General features: G+C 57.0%; 25 protein-coding genes. 8 read left to right on the forward strand and 17 right to left on the reverse strand.

Annotation, left to right across the window (positions count from 1 at the left end; genetic code table 11):
* Window positions 1-177 precede the first annotated feature (177 nt).
* Genes HMPREF0636_RS01180 through HMPREF0636_RS01220 form a run of 9 tightly spaced genes read right to left on the reverse strand, consistent with a single transcriptional unit; the run spans window position 178 to window position 5,995 of the window.
* Entirely contained in the window at window positions 178-528 is a 351-nt protein-coding gene (locus HMPREF0636_RS01180; protein WP_044167928.1) for a hypothetical protein, read from the reverse strand.
* A 35-nt stretch (window positions 529-563) separates the two neighbouring features.
* Complete coding sequence (locus HMPREF0636_RS01185) at window positions 564-1,010, reverse strand: hypothetical protein (protein ID WP_044167929.1); 447 nt, start codon at window positions 1,008-1,010, stop codon at window positions 564-566.
* An 11-nt stretch (window positions 1,011-1,021) separates the two neighbouring features.
* A complete protein-coding gene (locus HMPREF0636_RS01190; RefSeq protein WP_044167931.1) occupies window positions 1,022-2,221 on the reverse strand; it encodes a DUF2586 family protein in 1,200 nt (399 codons plus the stop codon).
* A gap of 3 nt (window positions 2,222-2,224) precedes the next feature.
* The gene (locus tag HMPREF0636_RS01195) at window positions 2,225-2,746 is read right to left on the reverse strand and encodes a hypothetical protein (protein ID WP_044167934.1); all 522 of its coding nucleotides are present in this window, start codon (window positions 2,744-2,746) and stop codon (window positions 2,225-2,227) included.
* A complete protein-coding gene (locus tag HMPREF0636_RS01200) occupies window positions 2,710-3,069 on the reverse strand; it encodes a hypothetical protein (RefSeq protein WP_044167935.1) in 360 nt (119 codons plus the stop codon). Before HMPREF0636_RS01200 ends, HMPREF0636_RS01195 begins: the two co-directional genes overlap by 37 nt.
* Window positions 3,011-3,427, reverse strand: a complete 417-nt coding sequence (locus HMPREF0636_RS01205; protein WP_044167937.1) for a hypothetical protein — start codon at window positions 3,425-3,427, stop codon at window positions 3,011-3,013. The genes HMPREF0636_RS01200 and HMPREF0636_RS01205 overlap by 59 nt, the downstream gene beginning before the upstream one ends.
* 23 nt (window positions 3,428-3,450) lie before the next feature.
* The gene (locus HMPREF0636_RS01210; protein WP_044167939.1) at window positions 3,451-3,915 is read right to left on the reverse strand and encodes an N-acetylmuramoyl-L-alanine amidase; all 465 of its coding nucleotides are present in this window, start codon (window positions 3,913-3,915) and stop codon (window positions 3,451-3,453) included.
* Between the two features lie 18 nt (window positions 3,916-3,933).
* Window positions 3,934-5,016: a hypothetical protein gene (locus HMPREF0636_RS01215; protein ID WP_044167940.1), complete on the reverse strand. Its 1,083-nt coding sequence runs from the start codon at window positions 5,014-5,016 to the stop codon at window positions 3,934-3,936.
* 25 nt (window positions 5,017-5,041) lie between these two features.
* On the reverse strand, window positions 5,042-5,995 hold the full coding sequence (locus HMPREF0636_RS01220; protein WP_044167941.1) for a hypothetical protein: 954 nt from the start codon (window positions 5,993-5,995) through the stop codon (window positions 5,042-5,044).
* Window positions 5,996-6,139: 144 nt separating this feature from the next.
* Here HMPREF0636_RS01220 and HMPREF0636_RS01225 point away from each other — a divergent pair, with 144 nt between their 5' ends.
* The 8 genes from HMPREF0636_RS01225 (at window position 6,140) to HMPREF0636_RS01255 (ending at window position 12,598) form a co-directional block, all read left to right on the forward strand.
* Window positions 6,140-7,696 (forward strand): hypothetical protein, encoded by a 1,557-nt coding sequence (locus HMPREF0636_RS01225; RefSeq protein WP_044167944.1) that lies wholly within the window; start codon window positions 6,140-6,142, stop codon window positions 7,694-7,696.
* A gap of 35 nt (window positions 7,697-7,731) precedes the next feature.
* On the forward strand, window positions 7,732-8,019 hold the full coding sequence (locus HMPREF0636_RS08405; protein ID WP_052328683.1) for a hypothetical protein: 288 nt from the start codon (window positions 7,732-7,734) through the stop codon (window positions 8,017-8,019).
* The gene (locus tag HMPREF0636_RS08320; RefSeq protein ID WP_044167945.1) at window positions 8,001-8,423 is read left to right on the forward strand and encodes a phage protein Gp36 family protein; all 423 of its coding nucleotides are present in this window, start codon (window positions 8,001-8,003) and stop codon (window positions 8,421-8,423) included. Before HMPREF0636_RS08405 ends, HMPREF0636_RS08320 begins: the two co-directional genes overlap by 19 nt.
* A gap of 9 nt (window positions 8,424-8,432) precedes the next feature.
* Window positions 8,433-9,725, forward strand: coding sequence for a phage portal protein family protein (locus tag HMPREF0636_RS01235; RefSeq protein ID WP_081748373.1), 1,293 nt, complete (start codon window positions 8,433-8,435; stop codon window positions 9,723-9,725).
* A 32-nt stretch (window positions 9,726-9,757) separates the two neighbouring features.
* Window positions 9,758-11,122: a phage head morphogenesis protein gene (locus HMPREF0636_RS08175; protein WP_052328686.1), complete on the forward strand. Its 1,365-nt coding sequence runs from the start codon at window positions 9,758-9,760 to the stop codon at window positions 11,120-11,122.
* A 96-nt stretch (window positions 11,123-11,218) separates the two neighbouring features.
* The gene (locus tag HMPREF0636_RS01245) at window positions 11,219-11,731 is read left to right on the forward strand and encodes a phage virion morphogenesis family protein (protein ID WP_044167946.1); all 513 of its coding nucleotides are present in this window, start codon (window positions 11,219-11,221) and stop codon (window positions 11,729-11,731) included.
* Between the two features lie 13 nt (window positions 11,732-11,744).
* Window positions 11,745-12,215, forward strand: a complete 471-nt coding sequence (locus HMPREF0636_RS08180) for a hypothetical protein (RefSeq protein WP_052328687.1) — start codon at window positions 11,745-11,747, stop codon at window positions 12,213-12,215.
* 29 nt (window positions 12,216-12,244) lie between these two features.
* Window positions 12,245-12,598 carry a hypothetical protein gene (locus tag HMPREF0636_RS01255; RefSeq protein WP_044167948.1) on the forward strand — a complete coding sequence of 118 codons (354 nt, stop codon included), beginning with the start codon at window positions 12,245-12,247 and terminating at the stop codon, window positions 12,596-12,598.
* Between the two features lie 85 nt (window positions 12,599-12,683).
* Here HMPREF0636_RS01255 and HMPREF0636_RS08185 read toward each other — a convergent pair whose 3' ends face one another.
* From HMPREF0636_RS08185 to HMPREF0636_RS01295, 8 genes are all read right to left on the reverse strand, one after another.
* Window positions 12,684-12,971, reverse strand: coding sequence for a hypothetical protein (locus HMPREF0636_RS08185; protein WP_052328688.1), 288 nt, complete (start codon window positions 12,969-12,971; stop codon window positions 12,684-12,686).
* A 120-nt stretch (window positions 12,972-13,091) separates the two neighbouring features.
* Window positions 13,092-13,754: a DUF3164 family protein gene (locus HMPREF0636_RS01265; protein WP_044167949.1), complete on the reverse strand. Its 663-nt coding sequence runs from the start codon at window positions 13,752-13,754 to the stop codon at window positions 13,092-13,094.
* Between the two features lie 36 nt (window positions 13,755-13,790).
* Complete coding sequence (locus tag HMPREF0636_RS01270; protein WP_044167951.1) at window positions 13,791-14,159, reverse strand: hypothetical protein; 369 nt, start codon at window positions 14,157-14,159, stop codon at window positions 13,791-13,793.
* Between the two features lie 5 nt (window positions 14,160-14,164).
* Entirely contained in the window at window positions 14,165-14,371 is a 207-nt protein-coding gene (locus HMPREF0636_RS01275) for a hypothetical protein (protein ID WP_044167954.1), read from the reverse strand.
* 2 nt (window positions 14,372-14,373) lie between these two features.
* Entirely contained in the window at window positions 14,374-14,670 is a 297-nt protein-coding gene (locus HMPREF0636_RS01280; RefSeq protein WP_044167955.1) for a hypothetical protein, read from the reverse strand.
* Between the two features lie 26 nt (window positions 14,671-14,696).
* The gene (locus HMPREF0636_RS01285) at window positions 14,697-14,981 is read right to left on the reverse strand and encodes a hypothetical protein (RefSeq protein ID WP_155807258.1); all 285 of its coding nucleotides are present in this window, start codon (window positions 14,979-14,981) and stop codon (window positions 14,697-14,699) included.
* 18 nt (window positions 14,982-14,999) lie between these two features.
* On the reverse strand, window positions 15,000-15,470 hold the full coding sequence (locus HMPREF0636_RS01290; RefSeq protein WP_052328689.1) for a hypothetical protein: 471 nt from the start codon (window positions 15,468-15,470) through the stop codon (window positions 15,000-15,002).
* Window positions 15,460-16,176: an ATP-binding protein gene (locus HMPREF0636_RS01295; protein ID WP_211235757.1), complete on the reverse strand. Its 717-nt coding sequence runs from the start codon at window positions 16,174-16,176 to the stop codon at window positions 15,460-15,462. The genes HMPREF0636_RS01290 and HMPREF0636_RS01295 overlap by 11 nt, the downstream gene beginning before the upstream one ends.
* Between the last annotated feature and the right edge of the window lie 18 nt (window positions 16,177-16,194).

The following is a 16,194-nucleotide window of genomic DNA, read 5'->3' on the forward strand; positions in this document are numbered from 1 at the left end:
CGATGGCGCGCTGCAGCTGCCCCTCGCGTCGTTTCTCCAGCCAGAGGGACTGGGCAAGGCTTCTTGCCCAGTCCTCTTCGTTTAGGCTGTGAGGGTCAAGCCCGAGGTTGGCGCGAATGAGGGCACACCCCTTGAGGAAGTCGTCGTGACCGTCCTCATCGGAGAGGAGGTGCGCCTCTATACGTTTTTTAGGCTTGCCTTGGCGGAGGTGAGGAGGGAGGCGGCAGCTTGTGCTGCAGCGAGGGCAAGGACACCATCCTCGAGGACAGCATCACTACCAGCCACACGGCAGTTACGGAGGAAAACGAGCGACGACTCCAGTTCGTCCGTCTTGCTCATGGCGGAGACGGCTTTGAGGACATTAAAGTCGGGGCGGCGGAGGTAGAGGCAGTGCACTTCGTCTTCGTCGGTGATCTCCACGAGGTAGACGCGCCCACGGGTCTTTGCCTTCAGGGCTTCGAGGGCTTCGGGTGTAAGCTCGCCGATACGCTTTTGTTCGGTCTTCACTTCTTTCTTTTCTTCAGTCATAATACCTGCTTAATCAGTGTTTAATCGGTGAATAACTACGCCTTAATGCCCCACTCGATGTGCGAGGGGATAAGCTCCAGCTCGACCTGTATGTCGGTGTCGCCCTCCTTGACCTTGCGGGCGTTGTCGGAGAAGTGGCAGTTGCGCACCTTATCGTAGGTGATAAGTCCCGTTGTGGGGTGGAGGTAGCCAACGAGGACGTCGAACATCCCGAGGTCTTGTAACCTGCCCGTCTTGCTCTTCGCCTGCAGGAGGTTCACCTCATCGAGATAGAGGGTGAGCTTGGCGGTTGGGGTGATGCGCCCAACGCCACGCCCCACGGGGTAGCGTCCTGCGCCGTACTTGTTGCTGATCTCCTGCTTGTCCTCGTACTCGATGGAGGTAATGCCCGTGAGGGGGACACCTTGGATAGCGACTTGGATCGATGCCCAGCTGTGGAGGATGCCGTTAATGAGGGGCGTTCCGTTGTGATCTATTGCCATGACTGCTGTGATTAGAGTTTGTTGGTGTATCCGATCTTGAGGACAAACTTGCGGGCGACACCTACGGGGACAGAGCGGATGATGATCTCGATCTTGGAGGAGGCGAGGACGTCCTGCTCGGGGTCGATGTAGACCCGATAACCTGATAGTTCGCCTGCCTTTGCCATATCCTCAAGGGCGCGGTTGGCTTCGGTTTCGAGGTAGGCGATGGAGTGGCTCTGGATCTTGCCCGTCGTCTCGTCCATATAGATGCTCCCCGAGAGCTTGCCGACGAGGTAGCGACGGATACCGCGCTCGGCTTTGTCCATCGTGCGGACGCGTTCGAGGAAGGCGTAGTCGCTGAGGGCGTCGTCCATCGTGTGGCTGTCGCTGGCGTACGTGCCGCTGATGTCGGGGTAGGTGACGGCAAAGAGGTAGTGCGCCTTGTCGAGCGTGTCAATCACCGCCTCATCGAGGTCACGCAGGAGTGTGCCGTCCCCAAAGCCAGCGAGCGAAAGCCCCAGTGGGAACTGATCCACCCACGCAATGGACTGGTGTACCTTGGCGCGGGAGAGGATGCCGAGGAACGCTCCGAGGGCAGAGACGCTGGTCTTCGCCGTCTTGTTGGCGTCTGCGGTGTAGAGCTTTGCAGCTACGCCTTCGCCGTCCTGGGCGATCACCACCGACACACGGCTCTTGCCACTGCCCGCAAGGTTCGCGGGGAGGGAAGAGACGGGGGAGGTGACCTTTGGGGCGAGGAGGACGGAGAGGGGCATCGAAGCGACAGAAAGGTTGTCTGTTACACCACTCAGCGTCGTGAGGAGGCTAGCTGTCACCGCCACGTCACCAAGGTAGATCCCCACCTGGCGAAGGCGACCCTCAGCGTAGCGTTGCAAAAGCTTCAGCTCGGCGAAGGTGTAATTACCACCTGTGGGCTTTGCAAACAGCCCAACGTAGAGGAGGACACCTGGGTTCAGTCGGTAGATCTCAGAGAGCTGATAGTGCAAGACATGTAGCTCCCACTTAGCGTTATCGGCAGTGATACCGAGAGCTTCGGCACGCTCGATAGAGGAGATGGGGAGGATACGATTAGTCGTACTAAAGCCGTCCTTGACCTCAGGCTTAGCAGTTGGGAGGTCGGTCACATAGGCGAGGTAGCCCGTGATATGATCCTCCCCAGGGAGGGAGGCAGGAATGCCCCCGTTCTCCCGAAGGAATGTTAGCTTATTCATGTCTTACTTCGTTTCTTGCTGTTCTGCCTCGGGGTGAAGGAGGGACGAGGGGACGAGCTTCTGTAGCTCCTCGGTGGAGAGTCCAGGGCGCGTGAAGTAACAGACGGTCTCGTCCTTGATGTTACGGGCATGGTTGCGTGCATCGGTGTAGTAGCCAAAGAGCGTCCCATCGGTTGTAGCGAAGATGACGTCCATACTGTTCTCTTCCATAATCTCACGCGCCAGCTTCTCAAGAGCCGTTGTAGCGTCTTCTTCAGCTTCTTCAAGAGGTTCTTTATCGTCAGCTGTACCATCGCCTGCTTCACCTGCTGCATCTTCTTCGTTAGGTGCGTCTGCATCCTCTTCAGGTGTAGACTTCTTGGGAGCATTCTTTGCTCCCTTCTTCGTTGCCTTTGCCTTGTCTTCGGTCGTATCCTCGGATGTACCTTCAGGCATTGTGTTTTGAGCTTCAGTAGGCTCTTGGGGTGTTGCGGGCTGACCCACGGGCTTTATCTGCTCTTCAGGGGTCTGAATATCTTGTGCCATAATATGATTGCTGTTAGGGTGAGTAGTACGATTATAAGGAGGGAGAGGGGGCGGGTGAGCGTTGCAAGGAGTCCTGTGTGGACGTCCGCCTTCTTCGTAGTCTCCGTCTGCAAAGTCTTATGCTCGATGCTGCGGAGCACCTTCAGGGGGACAAGGGCGGTCACAGAGTCGGCTTCCGCGGTGATGTCGAGCTTGCCGTCGCGCTTGGAGACACCTAGTGTAAGGCGTCCCTTTTTGACGTGGTAGCCTGCGCCCTCGGGGAGGTCACGGAGGGTCGAGATCGAGAGCTGGGGGAGCGTCGCTGTCTCCTGAGGTATGGTCACGGGCTGTTGGTGTATCTCGACGCGCTCGCGGACGCTGTCGGAGGAGCTGACGGAGGTCTGGCTCGACTTCTGTACGCTGCAGCTCACGCCGAATAGGGCAAGTAGCCCAAATGCGGCAGCTCGAGCCTTTCGTAATCGCCCGCTCGAGGCGCGCGAGGAGGGTGCGCAGCTCCGAGGTCTCTTCGGAGAGCTGGAGGAGCTGTCCGTGGACGTCCTCGTACATCGCCTTGTAGGTATCGTGTACCTCTTTATTGACTCGTGCATGTCGTAGCCTTGTGCTGGTCAGCCACCCTAGGAGCATCCCTACGCCCCCCGTCGGCACCAGCCACTGCAGGAGCTGTAGGATATGATCCATCATGGGTGATACTTCGCTGTTCGTTGTTACTGATTAATGCCGATTGACCTTAGCCACCGCTGCACGTCGAAGCTAGGGCAAGCCTTCTTCGCCACCTCGTTATGTCCGATAATGCGGACACAGGGGTGCTTTGCGTGGAAGTTAAGGACGTACCGCTTCAAGGCTTCGAGTTGCTGGGGTGTACGGGTGTCCTTGGGGGTCTTGCCATCCTTAGCACAGCCGCCGACGTAGACGACGTGGCGGGAGATCTGGTTGTAGCCCACTGCGCCATTGGTGACCTCCCAGGGGTCTACCTCGGCATCTTCGTTGTTGCTGACGAGTCGCTCCACTTTGCCATCGAGGTGGATCATATCGGTGTAGCCGACTTGCTTCCAGCCTCTACCGCCCTTAGCTACTGGTGCGGTGTGCCATCTGCGGATCTCGTCGCTGGTCACTGCCCGCCCCTCAGGGGTGGCGGTGCAGTGGAGGACGAGGTAGCGTAACTTAGCCATGACTAATACTCTGGGTGGCTAAGCAGTGGCAGAGACGAGGGCGGCGGTACAGCCCTTGCTGCGCAGCGGCATGCAGATGGCGCGCTGGCGGACATTGAAGAGGTTGCGGTGATGCAGCGGGTCTTCCTCCGCCTTGCTGGAGTAGGTCTTCAGAGTCCCCGTGGCACGCATCATGCTCTTGTCGTGGTAGGCGATGGAGGCAGGCTTGTGCTTTGCCTGAGCTACCGCCCCGTAGGCAAGCTTCGTCTTGGCAGTCGCATCGTAGAGGGGAGACGAACTCATCTCGTAGATGTCGAAGCCGTAGAGGCGACCCACCATGCCATTGACGTTGTCGAGGTTGTATTGACGCAGGAAGGTCTCGCTCACAGAGAGGAGGTCTTGCACGTGGTCACTGCAGAGTACCAGCACGCGCTGCCCCTGAGGGATGTTCTTCCCATCGAACCACTTTTTAAGGCGAAGGAGGTCGGAGAGCGTGAGCTTCTTGCGTCCACCTTCTGCGGCGGTGTCGCCCGAGGTGACGAAGACGGGCGAGTCCGCTTCGCTGTGCGTCTGTGGTGCGATGGCGTGCAGGGCTTTACCGATGATCTCGGCAGCGACGGCTTCCTTGTGGCGTTCCTTCACACTCCCCAGCTTGTCGTAGCTGATGGTATCAAGCTCCTTGTCGCTGATGGCGGTTGCCTCCGTTTCAAAGTTGGCGAGGGATACCGCGCGGTCACCGTCTTGTAGCTCCTGGACGTTGAGGGGGTAGGTGTTGTTATCGATGAGCACCTTCGGGTCACCGCCCAGCTCGACAAAGTGGATGACGTCGTTCTCGACATGCTCGTCGTAGGAGGGGATGCGGGTGTACCAGCCGAGGTGTTCGAGGGCTTCACGGAGCTTCTTCACCATGACGCCCGTCCAGACCTCTTGTGCTACGCCAGCGTTGATGTTGCCTGGCTTGTAGATGACGCCCACACAGAGGAGGGCAAGGAGGAGGACGACCGACCCGATCCAGGCAGGGATGCCGATGAGGAGGGCGAGGAGCGCACCAACAGCAGCGTCGATGGCGAGGACGCCGAGGGTCACCACAAGGGGAGCGACCCAGCTTGAGAGTTTCTTCATTTTCTTGTGTAATCGATTAGTGTTGTTACTGAGGGAGGTCAATGCCGTACTCCGCCTTATAGAGGCGTGCGTATTCTTGCGGCTGCTCCGCCTTAAGGCTTGCCAGTGTGCCTGCTGGGACGTCGGAGAGCTTGGCGTACTGCGTGGGGGCTACCTGACCCGTGGAGGGGTGGAGGAGTTCGGACGGGCGTCGCGCAGCCGTGAGGTCACTGAGGGTGATACGGAGCGTCTCTGCACCCATCGCAAGTCCAATCTGGGTGTAGTGCTGCCGCTGGGCTTCGGTGATCTTGCCAAGGCGTACCGCTTCGTCAATCTGTCCTGTGACCATCTGGCGACTCATCTCTTCGGCTTGCTGCGCCTTGAGGCGTAGCTGCTCGATGGAGGCTAGGACTTCCGCCTCGGTAGCCTCCTTAGGCAGTCCGAGGGCAAGCGAAATCTGTTCGTTCATTGCTTCTTCGTTATTATTTGGAGTTAGGGGTGTTGGGGGTGTACTTAAGGAGAGGAGGGGGAGGTCTACCGACGCTGCGCCCGTGGCAAGGGTGATGCGTTCGCCCTTGTCGTTATACAGATCGATGGCGAGAGCTTCGTCATTTGCCCCGATGTCGACAATCGAGACCTCATCGAGCTTAGAGCGTGTGATCGTCATCCGTGTCTGCCCTGGGAGGAGATGCTCGGGGGCGTCGCTTAGCTCAAGGATCGTCAGCCCAGCGGACGACATACGGAGGAAGCCTTGCTCCCACTTACGGGCAATCTTCGCAGCGAACTCGTCGGTCATGTCAAACACGGGCGTCCCGATGATCTTATCCCCCTCGATGTGTATGTCTTCCATGCGCCCGATGGGAATATCCTCGCGGTCGTATCGCCTATGCATCCAGAGGAGGACGGGGTTACGCTTGTACTGCTCGATGTCCACGCCCGAAGTCAGCACACGCGTGCCGTAGGAGTTCAGGGCGGAGGTGGAGATGATGACTTGCTTCATGCCTTTACGCTTGTTTTTGCTGCAAAGGTCAGAAGGGGGCAAGAAGAGGGAAAGAAACGCTGCAAACTTTGCAGGGATAATTGATTTCGGGTGTATTCTGGGGGACTTTTGCAGTCAAAAAGACATTGTAAGGTATACCCCAGCATGGCAACGGCAACAGAGAAAAAAGACGCCCTCGAGCGGTGGAAGAGCAGGTGTGAGCTGGTGCGCTCCTCCACCGCCTTCCTCCCCCAAGAGACCCCAGGCGACAGGGACAAGCGCATTCGCTCCCTCCTCAGTGATTACAACGCCTTCGTAGAGTACTACTTCCCTCACTTCGTGCACAATGAAGCCACGGGGAAGGTTACCCCCTGCGCGCCCTTCCATATCGAAGCCGCCCGCCTTATCCGCGATAACGATAACCTAAGGGCGGTCTTTCAGTGGGCGAGAGGTCACGCCAAGTCCACCCACATGGACATCTTTGTTCCGATGTGGCTCAAGGCAATGAGCTACCTCGGGCGTAGATACCTGAACGTCATGGTACTCGTTGGCAAGAGCTACGACAACGCCAAGACCCTAATAGGTGACATTCAGGCGGAGCTGGAGCATAACCAACGCTACACCGCCGACTTTGGCACGCAGGTCAGCCTCGGCTCGTGGGAGGAGGGGCGGTTCGTCACCCAAGACGGCACTGCCTTCTTTGCCCTCGGACGCGGTCAGTCACCCCGTGGCTTGCGCCACCGCAACCACCGCCCCGACTATATCGTCATCGATGACCTCGACGACGACGAACTGGTACTCAATAAGGATCGCGTGAACCGCCTCACTGAGTGGGTGCGTGAAGCCCTCTTCGGTGCGCTCGACGGCGGACGGGGGCGGTTCATCATGGTGGGTAACCTCATCGCCCGTAACTCCGTCCTCTACAACATCAGTCAGATCAAGAGTGTCCACACCTCACGCGTCAATATCCTTAATAGCCGTGGGGACGTCACGTGGGCAGCGAAGTGGACACGCGACGAGGTCAGGGAGCTGGAGGCATTCATGGGCTACCGCGCCTTTAATAAGGAGTTCCTCAATAACCCCATCCTTGAAGGCTCGGTCTTTAGGCAAGAGTGGATCAGATACAAACGCTTACCCAAGCTCTCCACCTACAGCGACCTTGTCCTCTACATTGACCCCTCATGGCGAGGCACGAAGAAGAACGACTACAAGGCAGCCAAGCTCTGGGGTGCAACCGCAGGGGGCGAGCTGCACTGCGTCCGCCCCTTCCTGCGTCAATGTTCGATTGCCGAGATGGTGCGCTGGGTGTATGACGTCTACGAATGGGTGACGAGCCAAGGCGCAACGCTCCGCATCTATATGGAGGCAAGCTTTATGCAGGATATCCTCCTTGACGACTTCTCGGCTGAGGGGTGGCAGCGTGGCTACCAGCTCCCCATCACGGGCGACAAACGCCAAAAGCCCAATAAGTACGCACGCATCGAAGCCGTCTCCCCCCTCTGGGAGCGAGGCAAGGTCTTTTATAATGAGGCGTACCGCAACGACCCCGACATGGCAGCCTCCATCGAGCAGACCCTCAGCTTTGAGGCTGGCTCTTCCGTTCACGATGACGGACCAGATGCTGACGAAGGCGCAATCTGGCTCCTCCAGCGTCGCAGCCGCACCCAAGACCTCGCCCCCATCATCGGTAGGCGACCCAACGCTGGACGTAACCGCTGGTAAATCGCCCTTTAACTACTCATTAACCGCTGTGCATTATGGACATCATCACCCTCAATAAGCGACTCTTCACTGCGCTCAAACTCCTCATCTACGATTACCTCCTTGCGGAGGCAAAGCGCAAGGCTCTACGCTATACCCAGCTTACGGGACAGCGTGCTGCCGTCATCCTCACCGAGCGGCGTTGGCTCTTTCGTTTACGTCTCCTCCCTCTTGCCGTACGCCTTGACGCCATCCCTAGCCACGCCCGTAGTAAGGTCATCCGTAAAGCCCTCTTTCTTACCTCTCCCTCTTTCGCACCTCAGCTATGTACATCACTGAAGTAGACTACCGCACCGCCATCACCTCCGAGGAGCAGGCGGTCATTAGCGAGCATCCCGACGAGTGGCAGGCAGCCGAGCGTGTCGCCATCGAACTTGCCTCGGGCTACCTCCGCGCTCGCTACGACGTCGAGGCAACCTTCGCCCAGCGTGGCATGGAGCGTAACCCCCTCCTCGTGCAGGTCATCGTCCACCTCGCCCTCTACCAGATGCTCCACCGCCTCCCCTACCAAATGGGCTACGAACGCTACAAGGAACTCTACGATAACGCCATTCAGTGGCTCGTGGACGTGCAGAAGGGCGTGAACAACCCGAACCTCCCCTCACCCACCAATCCTGGGACGGGCAAGCCTAACGGGCTGGAGACCATTCGCTCTGGGGGACTGAAGAAGAATACCTACCACTATTAATTGCTCCTCATGGCACAATACCGCAATACCTCAAGGCGAGGAAACGCCTCCGACAATAAACTCCTTCAGCTTGCCAAGAGCGTACAGGCACGACGCATCATTGCCGAGATTACCCGCAAGACCGACGCCCTCACGCAGAAGGACATCGCCACCTGGCGGCGTGCTTGGCAGATGGCGATCAACGTCGAGACCCCTCGCCGTGCCTTCCTCTACGACCTCTACTCGGACAGCCTCGTCGATGGACACCTCACAGGCTGTATCGAGCAGCGAAAGAGCAAGACCCTCGGGCGACCCTTCCGCCTCCTCACCTCCGATGGCGAGGAAGCCCCCGAGGCTACCGCCCTCTTTCAGCGTGAGTGGTTTTATGATTTCTTGAGTTTAGCTCTAGACTCCGTGTTCTGGGGACATAGCCTCATCGAGCTGGGTGAGGTGCTCTCCGACGACAAGGGGCTGTACTTTACTTCTGCCTCGCTCATCCCCCGTAAGCACGTCGTCCCTGAGTATGGTGTGATCCTTCGTGATCCCTCCGACGACATAGCGCAGGGTATACCCTATCGTGAAGGCGACTACGCCCGTTGGCTCGTCGAGGTGGGCAAGCCCGATAACTTGGGGCTACTCATCAGGTGTACACCCTATTATATCAGCAAGAAGAACATGGGGGCGTACTGGGATACCTTCGGGGAAATCTTCGGCATGCCGATGCGCATTGCTAATACCTCCGCCACCAACAAGGCAGACATTGCCCGCATCGAGCAGGTGATGGACAATATGGGTGCAGCCTTCTGGGGCGTCTTCCCCGAGGATACCAAGATTTCGTTTCAGGAGTCTTCTCGGGGCGATGCCTACAACGTCTATGACAAACGACTCGATCGCTGCGATAAGGAGCTAAGTAAGATCATCCTCTCGCAGACGATGACGATTGACAACGGCTCTTCGCTGTCGCAGTCGGAGGTGCACCTTGAAATCTTTGAAAGCGTCTGTGCCTCCGATGCCAAGCGTCTGGGCTACATCATCAACGACCGCCTCCTCCCCCTTATGGCTGCCTCGGGCTTCCCCGTCTCGGGGCTGACCTTTGCCTGGGACTACTCCGACGAGATGACCGATGCCGAGATGCGTGAGCAAGAGCGTGTCATCCTCCAGTATTATGATGTCGACCCCGAGTACTTCGTGCGTAAGTATGGCGTGCCGATTGTTGGTAAGCGCAGTAATGGGCTAGGCTTTGGTGAGGCTGGTGCTGGAGCAGGGGGAGAGCAAGAGGAACAAAGCACGGCATTAGCTAAGGACAGCGATTTTTTCGCCTAAGGGGGCAAGGTGAGGCGTCTGTAGCTGCGCCTTTGTCCCCCACTATCCAACTGGCTAATCGATATGCTGCGCTACATAAAGAGCTAGCAGAACTCTATCACGCTATCTGCCCCGTCTGCCTCAAGAGCAAGGGTAAGGGCAATCAAATGCGTCCCTACCACGAGGAGGTATTCGCTCGTGCTGCCCGACATATCTACAAGAAGAAGGGCTTTAAGGCGTCCATGCTCCGCGATAAGCCTATACGTGCTGCCATCGAAGAGAGCTATGAGGTATTGCGTCCAGCCCTAAACAAGCTCTCCGAAGAGACGCCCGAGGCAGTGCGCTCAGCTTTGGAGGAGAACACCTTCGTTTTCTCGGGCTTTCGTACCTACCACAGCCTCCGTGAGCTGGGGCTATCCCTCACCACCTCCGAGGGGAAGATCCGCCCCTTCGATGCGTTCCGCGAGGACGTCCGTAAGGTGCATGACCGATATAATGTGAACTATCTAGAAGCCGAGTACGATCACGCTGTAGGATCTGCCCTCATGGCTGACCGATGGCTGGGTCAAGAGGCTTCAGGTGATGAGTACCTCCTCCAATACCGCACCGCTGGCGACAACCGTGTGCGCCCCGACCACGAAGCCCTAGAGGGCATTACCCTACCCAAGGGGGATAAGTTCTGGAGTGATTACTACCCACCCAACGGCTGGCGCTGTCGCTGCAACGTTGTGGAAGTACTGCCCGAAGATTACCCCGTTTCCGATAGCACCGCCGCCCGTGAGCGTGGCGAAGCTACCCTCCGTGGCAATAAGCAAGAGGTATTTCGTGGCAACCCAGGCAAGGACTTACGCATCTTTCCCGAAAAGCACCCCTACTTCGGCAAGGGCGGCATAGCACGCTGCGCTGTCTCACGCAACGCCCAAGGTGACGACACAGGCGACGCCTGCGACGTCCTGAAGAAGATACTCGAGGTGAGGGAGCTGGAAGAGGTACAGAAGAAGGCTAGGGAGGTTGCTAAAGTTCAGAGGAAGAAGATCCCGCCCTTTGATGGGCTGAGGTATGAGCCTGAAGACAAATCAAGCCCTCACCTCATCATGCTACGTCGTTCACTTGAGGATATTAGAGAGCATGCTCGTGAAGATATAGCCGTACAGAGGTGGATAACAGCTTATGATATATCCAATCGATACGATTTTAAGTATGTTGGCTGGGCTCCTTGTCGTACTGATAGCCAAGGTCAACGTAAGCACAACGAGGCACGCTACTTCTCGTATTATACTCTAGAGATTGAAGGTATAACCTATTACGTAAATGCCCGTATGCATAAGCAATATGATGGTGCGGTGATTTACTCTCTGGAAAAAGACCCACCTAAAGACTTAAGGGAAGGACAACCAGATAAAAAAGAAAAGAAGTAAGTCACTAAAAGCTCGCTCCCTGCTTGACGCCCTGGGAAAGACTGACATTAATGACTTACTTCTTTCACCGACAAAGATACAACTAATTCGTAAACGATGAAGTCAGGACAAGAGGTTCGGATGGATATCCTCAAGGATCTCAAGGTGAAGCTAGCGGATGAGTTCGACAGGAACTTTACACGTAAGGCATTCTTTGACAAGGTGTGGCAGCCACGAAGGAACGACCGCCGAGGGTCGCTGCTTCTGGTATCGGGGAAGCTCCGCCGCTCGCTTAAGGCACACGTCTCTCAGGATGGGGTGCACTTCACTTCGGCAATGCCCTACGCTGTGGCACACAATGAGGGCTTTGAGGGCAATGTGTCGATCCGCACCCACACTCGCAAGGCGCACAAAGCTAAGCGCCGAGTGCATGGCAGGATGCGACGTGTGGACGTCCGTGGGCACTCTGTCTCCTCCTATACGCGCAAGCTGGTTATCCCCCAGCGTCGCTTTGTGGGTGACCACCCAGAGATTGATAAGATGGTCGAGAAGATCGCCCTGAAGCACTTCCAGCGGTGGGGAGAAGAGCTGGTGAAGGAGCTCCAGAAGCATACCCACCTAGAACTATAAAAGCAACCATAATATGAGACGTTTCCTTTACGAGCGCATTTGCGCTCAGCTCAAGAAAGAGCTTCCCGATATTAAGTACTTTGACTTGTGGAACGAGAATATGGAGAACCTCGAGCAAGGCATTATCTTCGATACCCCAGCGGTCTTCCTTGAGTTTGATCCGATTAGCTTCTCTTCGGTCTCTCGAGGTGTGCCACGCTACCCCGTGGTGATTACGCTGCACATCATTACACGCTACGCCCCCAAACGCCCTAACCGAAGCGGCTATGCCCCCGAGGCACTCCAGCACCTTGACCTCTTGGAGCGCATTGAGCGCGCCCTGATTGGACTCTCGGGCGAGGGCTTCTCTGCCCTCCAGCTCACCTCTGCCGAGCTTGACCACAACCACGCAGGACTCCAGAACCACATCGAGCGGTTCACCACCTCTGTGGGGTATCCAGCTAGCCACGGCACACGCTCCAGCCGTATGATGATTGAGCCGTGATTAAGTACCCACTGAAGTAATCTATCGGTATGAGTATAATAGAAGGTCTACGAAAGGCGTACCTCAGGCTAAGGGGTATCAGGAAAGAGCAGGAGGGCATTGTCCTCGTGGTAATCAATGGGGAAAGCTGCCGCATCAAAGAGGCGAAGGAGCGAGTCCTCCTGAGCCGCACGCGGCAGGATGGAGGGATGATTGAGGCGTTTGACTTTCGCAGACCCCGCAAGCTGTTGTTCGATGAAGAGGTAAGACACTGGTTTGTGGGGACTGATGAGGCGGAGCTTAACAAGATCTTCCTTGTAGATGCCATAGCCCTCTACCACGAGAACAAGATCGTAGCCTACCGAATAACGAAGGTACATAAGAGCTTCGTCCCAGAGTATTGAGATAAGGTATAGTCAGACACAAGCAGACGGGCAGTGCGTCGGATGACACACTGCCCGTCCCTCATGTTTGTTTGGTGGCTTGTCTTTACGTATCCCAGGGGTGGCGTTCGGCGTCCCAAGCGTCGAAGAGGGGGTACAGCCCTCGGGCGGGCTCTGCCTCGACTTCGGGCGAGGTGTCCGCTTCGCCTCGGGCGATCATGAGGTAGTGCATCATCGTGCGGAGGCTCATCGGGTAGACGGGGTAGACGTAGGTGCGGTGGATCATGGGGTACGAGCGGCGGTGGTTACCACGCTCATGGTAACGCTCCACAATAGCCCGCACACGTGCTGCCTTCTCCATCGTCGTCTTTCGATATCGTCTATCCTTTGCCATCCCCTTATCCCGATTGATTTCCGTACCTTTGTGTTGCTCAAATCACATAAGGCTCTCGGCTCACTTCGGGTCGGGGGCTTTTTCTTTTACACGCCTCTACTTCGCTTGTTCCTCACACCTTTACGCTTCGGTCATCCCGAGGGCAATGTCCACCCACTTACCTAGGCTGTTCTTCTGCTGGGCGCGTACAAAGTCCTTGGTGCGCTCGGGGCGGTAGGCTTCCTTGATGATGGCAACGCCCTTCTTGAGGTCTTCGGCTTCGTACTTCTGGGCGGTCTGCTCGAGTTTCAGGATGTTCTCGAGCTTGAGGTTGCCCTTGCCATCACGGGCTAGGAGCTCCATGATGATGTCTACCGCCTCCTGCGTCTTAGCGTCTTGGGCGAGGTTACGGACGTATTGCTTGACGAGCTCCACGCCATCTTCGGCGGTCTCGTCCCAGCCGTCGCGGACGTAGTAGCCGAGGATGATGCGCCTTGTGCCGTCCGAGCTACTGAAGCTGTGGCTGCGCTGTCCTGCGGTCTCCTGTCCCATGACGCTTGCCTTGGTCTCGAGGAGGTCGCCAAAGCTCTCGTAGACGCCTGACTTAGCTTCTTTGAGTTGTCCACTAAGCTCCACAAGGCGGGGGAAGACCCTGTCGACGGTCTCCTTGGATAGCTCGCGGTAGGCGTCGCGGTCTGCCTTCTCGCGGGCTTCGCGCTCTTCCTTGTCCCTGCGCTCCTTGTAGGCTTGGAACGCCTGGGCTTCTTCTTGGGTCATGGTGACCTGTATCTGCTGTTCACTCATTATTTATTGGGTATTTAATAGGTGTTAAAGGGGTGTTTATGCTTCCGCCATCGCGCGGTTGTACCGCTTGATGTAGCGGACGATCATCCGCTCGGTGAGGGGGGAGAGGTTGGGGTGCTGGAGGAGGGTCTCCTGTAGGTCGATGTCGTCCCAGAGGGCAAGCTCGTCGAGGAGCTCTGAGGAGCAGTTCTCGTTACGTGCTACCTCGATTTTCATGAGGAGGTCGCCTGTGAGGGCAAGGTCGTAGAGGAGGTCTTCCCAGGCGTTGGGGTTACTGGCAAGGGCAAGGCGGACGTAGGAGTTGCCGTTCTGTGCCAGGAAGAGGAGGATCTGCGGGTCATCGGAGCTTTCTGCGATGTCGATGAGCTCCCCTTCGGTGCGCTGCCAGAGGTCACGTACTTCCATGGTGGTTACTTCTGTCCGTACTTGCGGTGGTAGTCGCGGAGGCGTCGCTCCATGCGTTCGCTCTGCTCCCTATAGTAGATGGAGAGGGAGACGGAGAGGAGCGAGGTCGCAAAGAGCCAGGCGAGGGTGTAGCCCAGCGTGCCACAAAGGATGTCGAGGAGGATCGTGGCGATGAGTCCGAGGAGGACGCAGATAATCTGTGTAGAGGTCATAGTTATTCTTCGTTTTCTTGTTCGTTATTGTCTTCTTGCTCGCTTTGGATACGCTTAAGGATCTCGATGGACTCTTCGAGCATCATCCGTAGCCCTACGGTATTACTCTTAAGGGTCTCGATACAGGCTTGGAATATGTCGGACATCCGCCCCCGAAGCTCGCCCTCCATGGTGAGCGTACCGTCTTCGTCTTTGGTCTGGCAGAGGAGGATGAGGAAGCCCTCCTCGTAGCGGGTGAGTAGCTCTAGGGCAGCTTCTCTTGCACCCTCTACTCCTGGGTCTTGATGGATATTGAACATAGCTGTTAATTATTTATGGTGGTTAGTTACTCTTCTTCATTGTCTTCCGCCTCTCTCCGCTCGAGGATGAGACGTGAGGTAGCGAGGATCATCTCATTACCTCCGTCAATCTGCTGCATGAGACTCCTTAGCGCATGGAGGACATCTATAGTACTGCCATGGCAGGTAGCATCAAAGCGTATACGCCCGCACTCCATCCGCTTGGCACAAATGACGATGAGGGCAACGGTGTCATCGCTGTGCCGCTCGACCATCTTGTGTGCCAGCTTCTTTGCCTCCCTGTCCGTGGCTTGGGTCGTTCTGTAGTCCATTTCTTCGTTCATTGTAGGTTAGTTTGCTAGTTGGTTTGTCGTCGTGGTGGTGATGAGGGTCTTGAGCTGCTCTGCCTGCGCCTTGTCACGGCTCTTATTGTTAAAGAGTCCGATGAGGTTACGGAGGCGTTCCTTCGGGATCTTGTTAAAGGAGCGGTAGCCCGTAGCCCGGCAGGCAATCGCCTTAATGATGGCAACGCTCGAATACCTTCCTTCGGTGATGAGCCACGCCCCGATGGCTGCCATCACGCGCTTACGGAGCTTGTCGAGGGAGACGCCCGCGGTGCGCTTGTCCAGCTCGAGGGCGAGGCTACCGCAGAGGTCGACGAGGTCGTGCGTCTCCATGTCCTTACTGCTCGTGACGCCGTAGGGGGCGAGGAGGGCTTCCCTATCTTCTGGGGTGAGTCGGAGGGCAGAGCAGAGCGTGTGGTAACGCTTCACTGCCCCGAGGTGGAGCTTGTCCATCTCGCTTGTTCCTTTAGCTCTCATGATCGTTTGTTGCTTTGTCTTTTGGTTGTCCTTTCGTTTGCTTCTTCTTCCGCTGGTCGCGCTCCCGTGGGTCGGTGGTGTCCGTCCCCCAGTAGGCTTTTGCGCCCTCTGCCCAGATGATGTAGTCCTGCCCGCCTGCCTCTTCGGTGGCGTAGCGTGAGGTGATCATCGCCCGATAGCCCTCGACGTGGATCTTGATGTCGGCATCGTACTTGATCGCCTGCGCCAGTGCGCCCTTTGGCTCGCCTCCCTTCTCGTGAGCAATCACCACAAAGAGTTTTTTCCTATACCTACGGGTCAGAAGGTCGTAATCGCTGAGGCGGACACCACGGAGGAAGTTGATACTATCGATGATGACGATCTCGGGGCTTTGGCGTTTGGCTAGCCGTTCAAAGAGCTCATCGTAGCTCTCTCTATCGAGGAGGCGTATCCGCCTACCCGCCTCTGCCATCTCTTCCCTCAGCCAGGCCGACTGCATCGTGGGCGACAAGCCCTGCTCAAGGGAGTTGTAGAGGACTCTGCCAAACTGTGAGAGGTACTTCGCAAGGCGTAGTGTGTAGGTCGTCTTGCCTGCGCCACTTGCCCCGTAGATGAGCCACGTGCCTTGGAGAACGGGTAAGCCGATGCTATCGCGCCACGCGCCCTCAAAGGCAGCCGTGCGAAACCTTGCCTTGCGGATATTGGCGTTGCTGTACGCTCGTGCCATCGCTTTTTTAAGTCACTA

The sequence above is a fragment of the Porphyromonas catoniae ATCC 51270 genome (assembly GCF_000565015.1).
Taxonomy (GTDB): domain Bacteria; phylum Bacteroidota; class Bacteroidia; order Bacteroidales; family Porphyromonadaceae; genus Porphyromonas; species Porphyromonas catoniae.

Coding starts and splice junctions, on each gene's coding strand:
- HMPREF0636_RS01180 (WP_044167928.1), bottom strand. CDS start 528: ATGACTGAAGAAAAGAAAGAAGTGAAGACCGAACAAAAGCGTATCGGC.
- HMPREF0636_RS01185 (WP_044167929.1), bottom strand. CDS start 1,010: ATGGCAATAGATCACAACGGAACGCCCCTCATTAACGGCATCCTCCAC.
- HMPREF0636_RS01190 (WP_044167931.1), bottom strand. CDS start 2,221: ATGAATAAGCTAACATTCCTTCGGGAGAACGGGGGCATTCCTGCCTCC.
- HMPREF0636_RS01195 (WP_044167934.1), bottom strand. CDS start 2,746: ATGGCACAAGATATTCAGACCCCTGAAGAGCAGATAAAGCCCGTGGGT.
- HMPREF0636_RS01205 (WP_044167937.1), bottom strand. CDS start 3,427: ATGATGGATCATATCCTACAGCTCCTGCAGTGGCTGGTGCCGACGGGG.
- HMPREF0636_RS01210 (WP_044167939.1), bottom strand. CDS start 3,915: ATGGCTAAGTTACGCTACCTCGTCCTCCACTGCACCGCCACCCCTGAG.
- HMPREF0636_RS01215 (WP_044167940.1), bottom strand. CDS start 5,016: ATGAAGAAACTCTCAAGCTGGGTCGCTCCCCTTGTGGTGACCCTCGGC.
- HMPREF0636_RS01220 (WP_044167941.1), bottom strand. CDS start 5,995: ATGAAGCAAGTCATCATCTCCACCTCCGCCCTGAACTCCTACGGCACG.
- HMPREF0636_RS01225 (WP_044167944.1), top strand. CDS start 6,140: ATGGCAACGGCAACAGAGAAAAAAGACGCCCTCGAGCGGTGGAAGAGC.
- HMPREF0636_RS08405 (WP_052328683.1), top strand. CDS start 7,732: ATGGACATCATCACCCTCAATAAGCGACTCTTCACTGCGCTCAAACTC.
- HMPREF0636_RS08320 (WP_044167945.1), top strand. CDS start 8,001: ATGTACATCACTGAAGTAGACTACCGCACCGCCATCACCTCCGAGGAG.
- HMPREF0636_RS01235 (WP_081748373.1), top strand. CDS start 8,433: ATGGCACAATACCGCAATACCTCAAGGCGAGGAAACGCCTCCGACAAT.
- HMPREF0636_RS01245 (WP_044167946.1), top strand. CDS start 11,219: ATGAAGTCAGGACAAGAGGTTCGGATGGATATCCTCAAGGATCTCAAG.
- HMPREF0636_RS08180 (WP_052328687.1), top strand. CDS start 11,745: ATGAGACGTTTCCTTTACGAGCGCATTTGCGCTCAGCTCAAGAAAGAG.
- HMPREF0636_RS01255 (WP_044167948.1), top strand. CDS start 12,245: ATGAGTATAATAGAAGGTCTACGAAAGGCGTACCTCAGGCTAAGGGGT.
- HMPREF0636_RS08185 (WP_052328688.1), bottom strand. CDS start 12,971: ATGGCAAAGGATAGACGATATCGAAAGACGACGATGGAGAAGGCAGCA.
- HMPREF0636_RS01265 (WP_044167949.1), bottom strand. CDS start 13,754: ATGAGTGAACAGCAGATACAGGTCACCATGACCCAAGAAGAAGCCCAG.
- HMPREF0636_RS01270 (WP_044167951.1), bottom strand. CDS start 14,159: ATGGAAGTACGTGACCTCTGGCAGCGCACCGAAGGGGAGCTCATCGAC.
- HMPREF0636_RS01275 (WP_044167954.1), bottom strand. CDS start 14,371: ATGACCTCTACACAGATTATCTGCGTCCTCCTCGGACTCATCGCCACG.
- HMPREF0636_RS01280 (WP_044167955.1), bottom strand. CDS start 14,670: ATGTTCAATATCCATCAAGACCCAGGAGTAGAGGGTGCAAGAGAAGCT.
- HMPREF0636_RS01285 (WP_155807258.1), bottom strand. CDS start 14,981: ATGGACTACAGAACGACCCAAGCCACGGACAGGGAGGCAAAGAAGCTG.
- HMPREF0636_RS01290 (WP_052328689.1), bottom strand. CDS start 15,470: ATGAGAGCTAAAGGAACAAGCGAGATGGACAAGCTCCACCTCGGGGCA.
- HMPREF0636_RS01295 (WP_211235757.1), bottom strand. CDS start 16,176: ATGGCACGAGCGTACAGCAACGCCAATATCCGCAAGGCAAGGTTTCGC.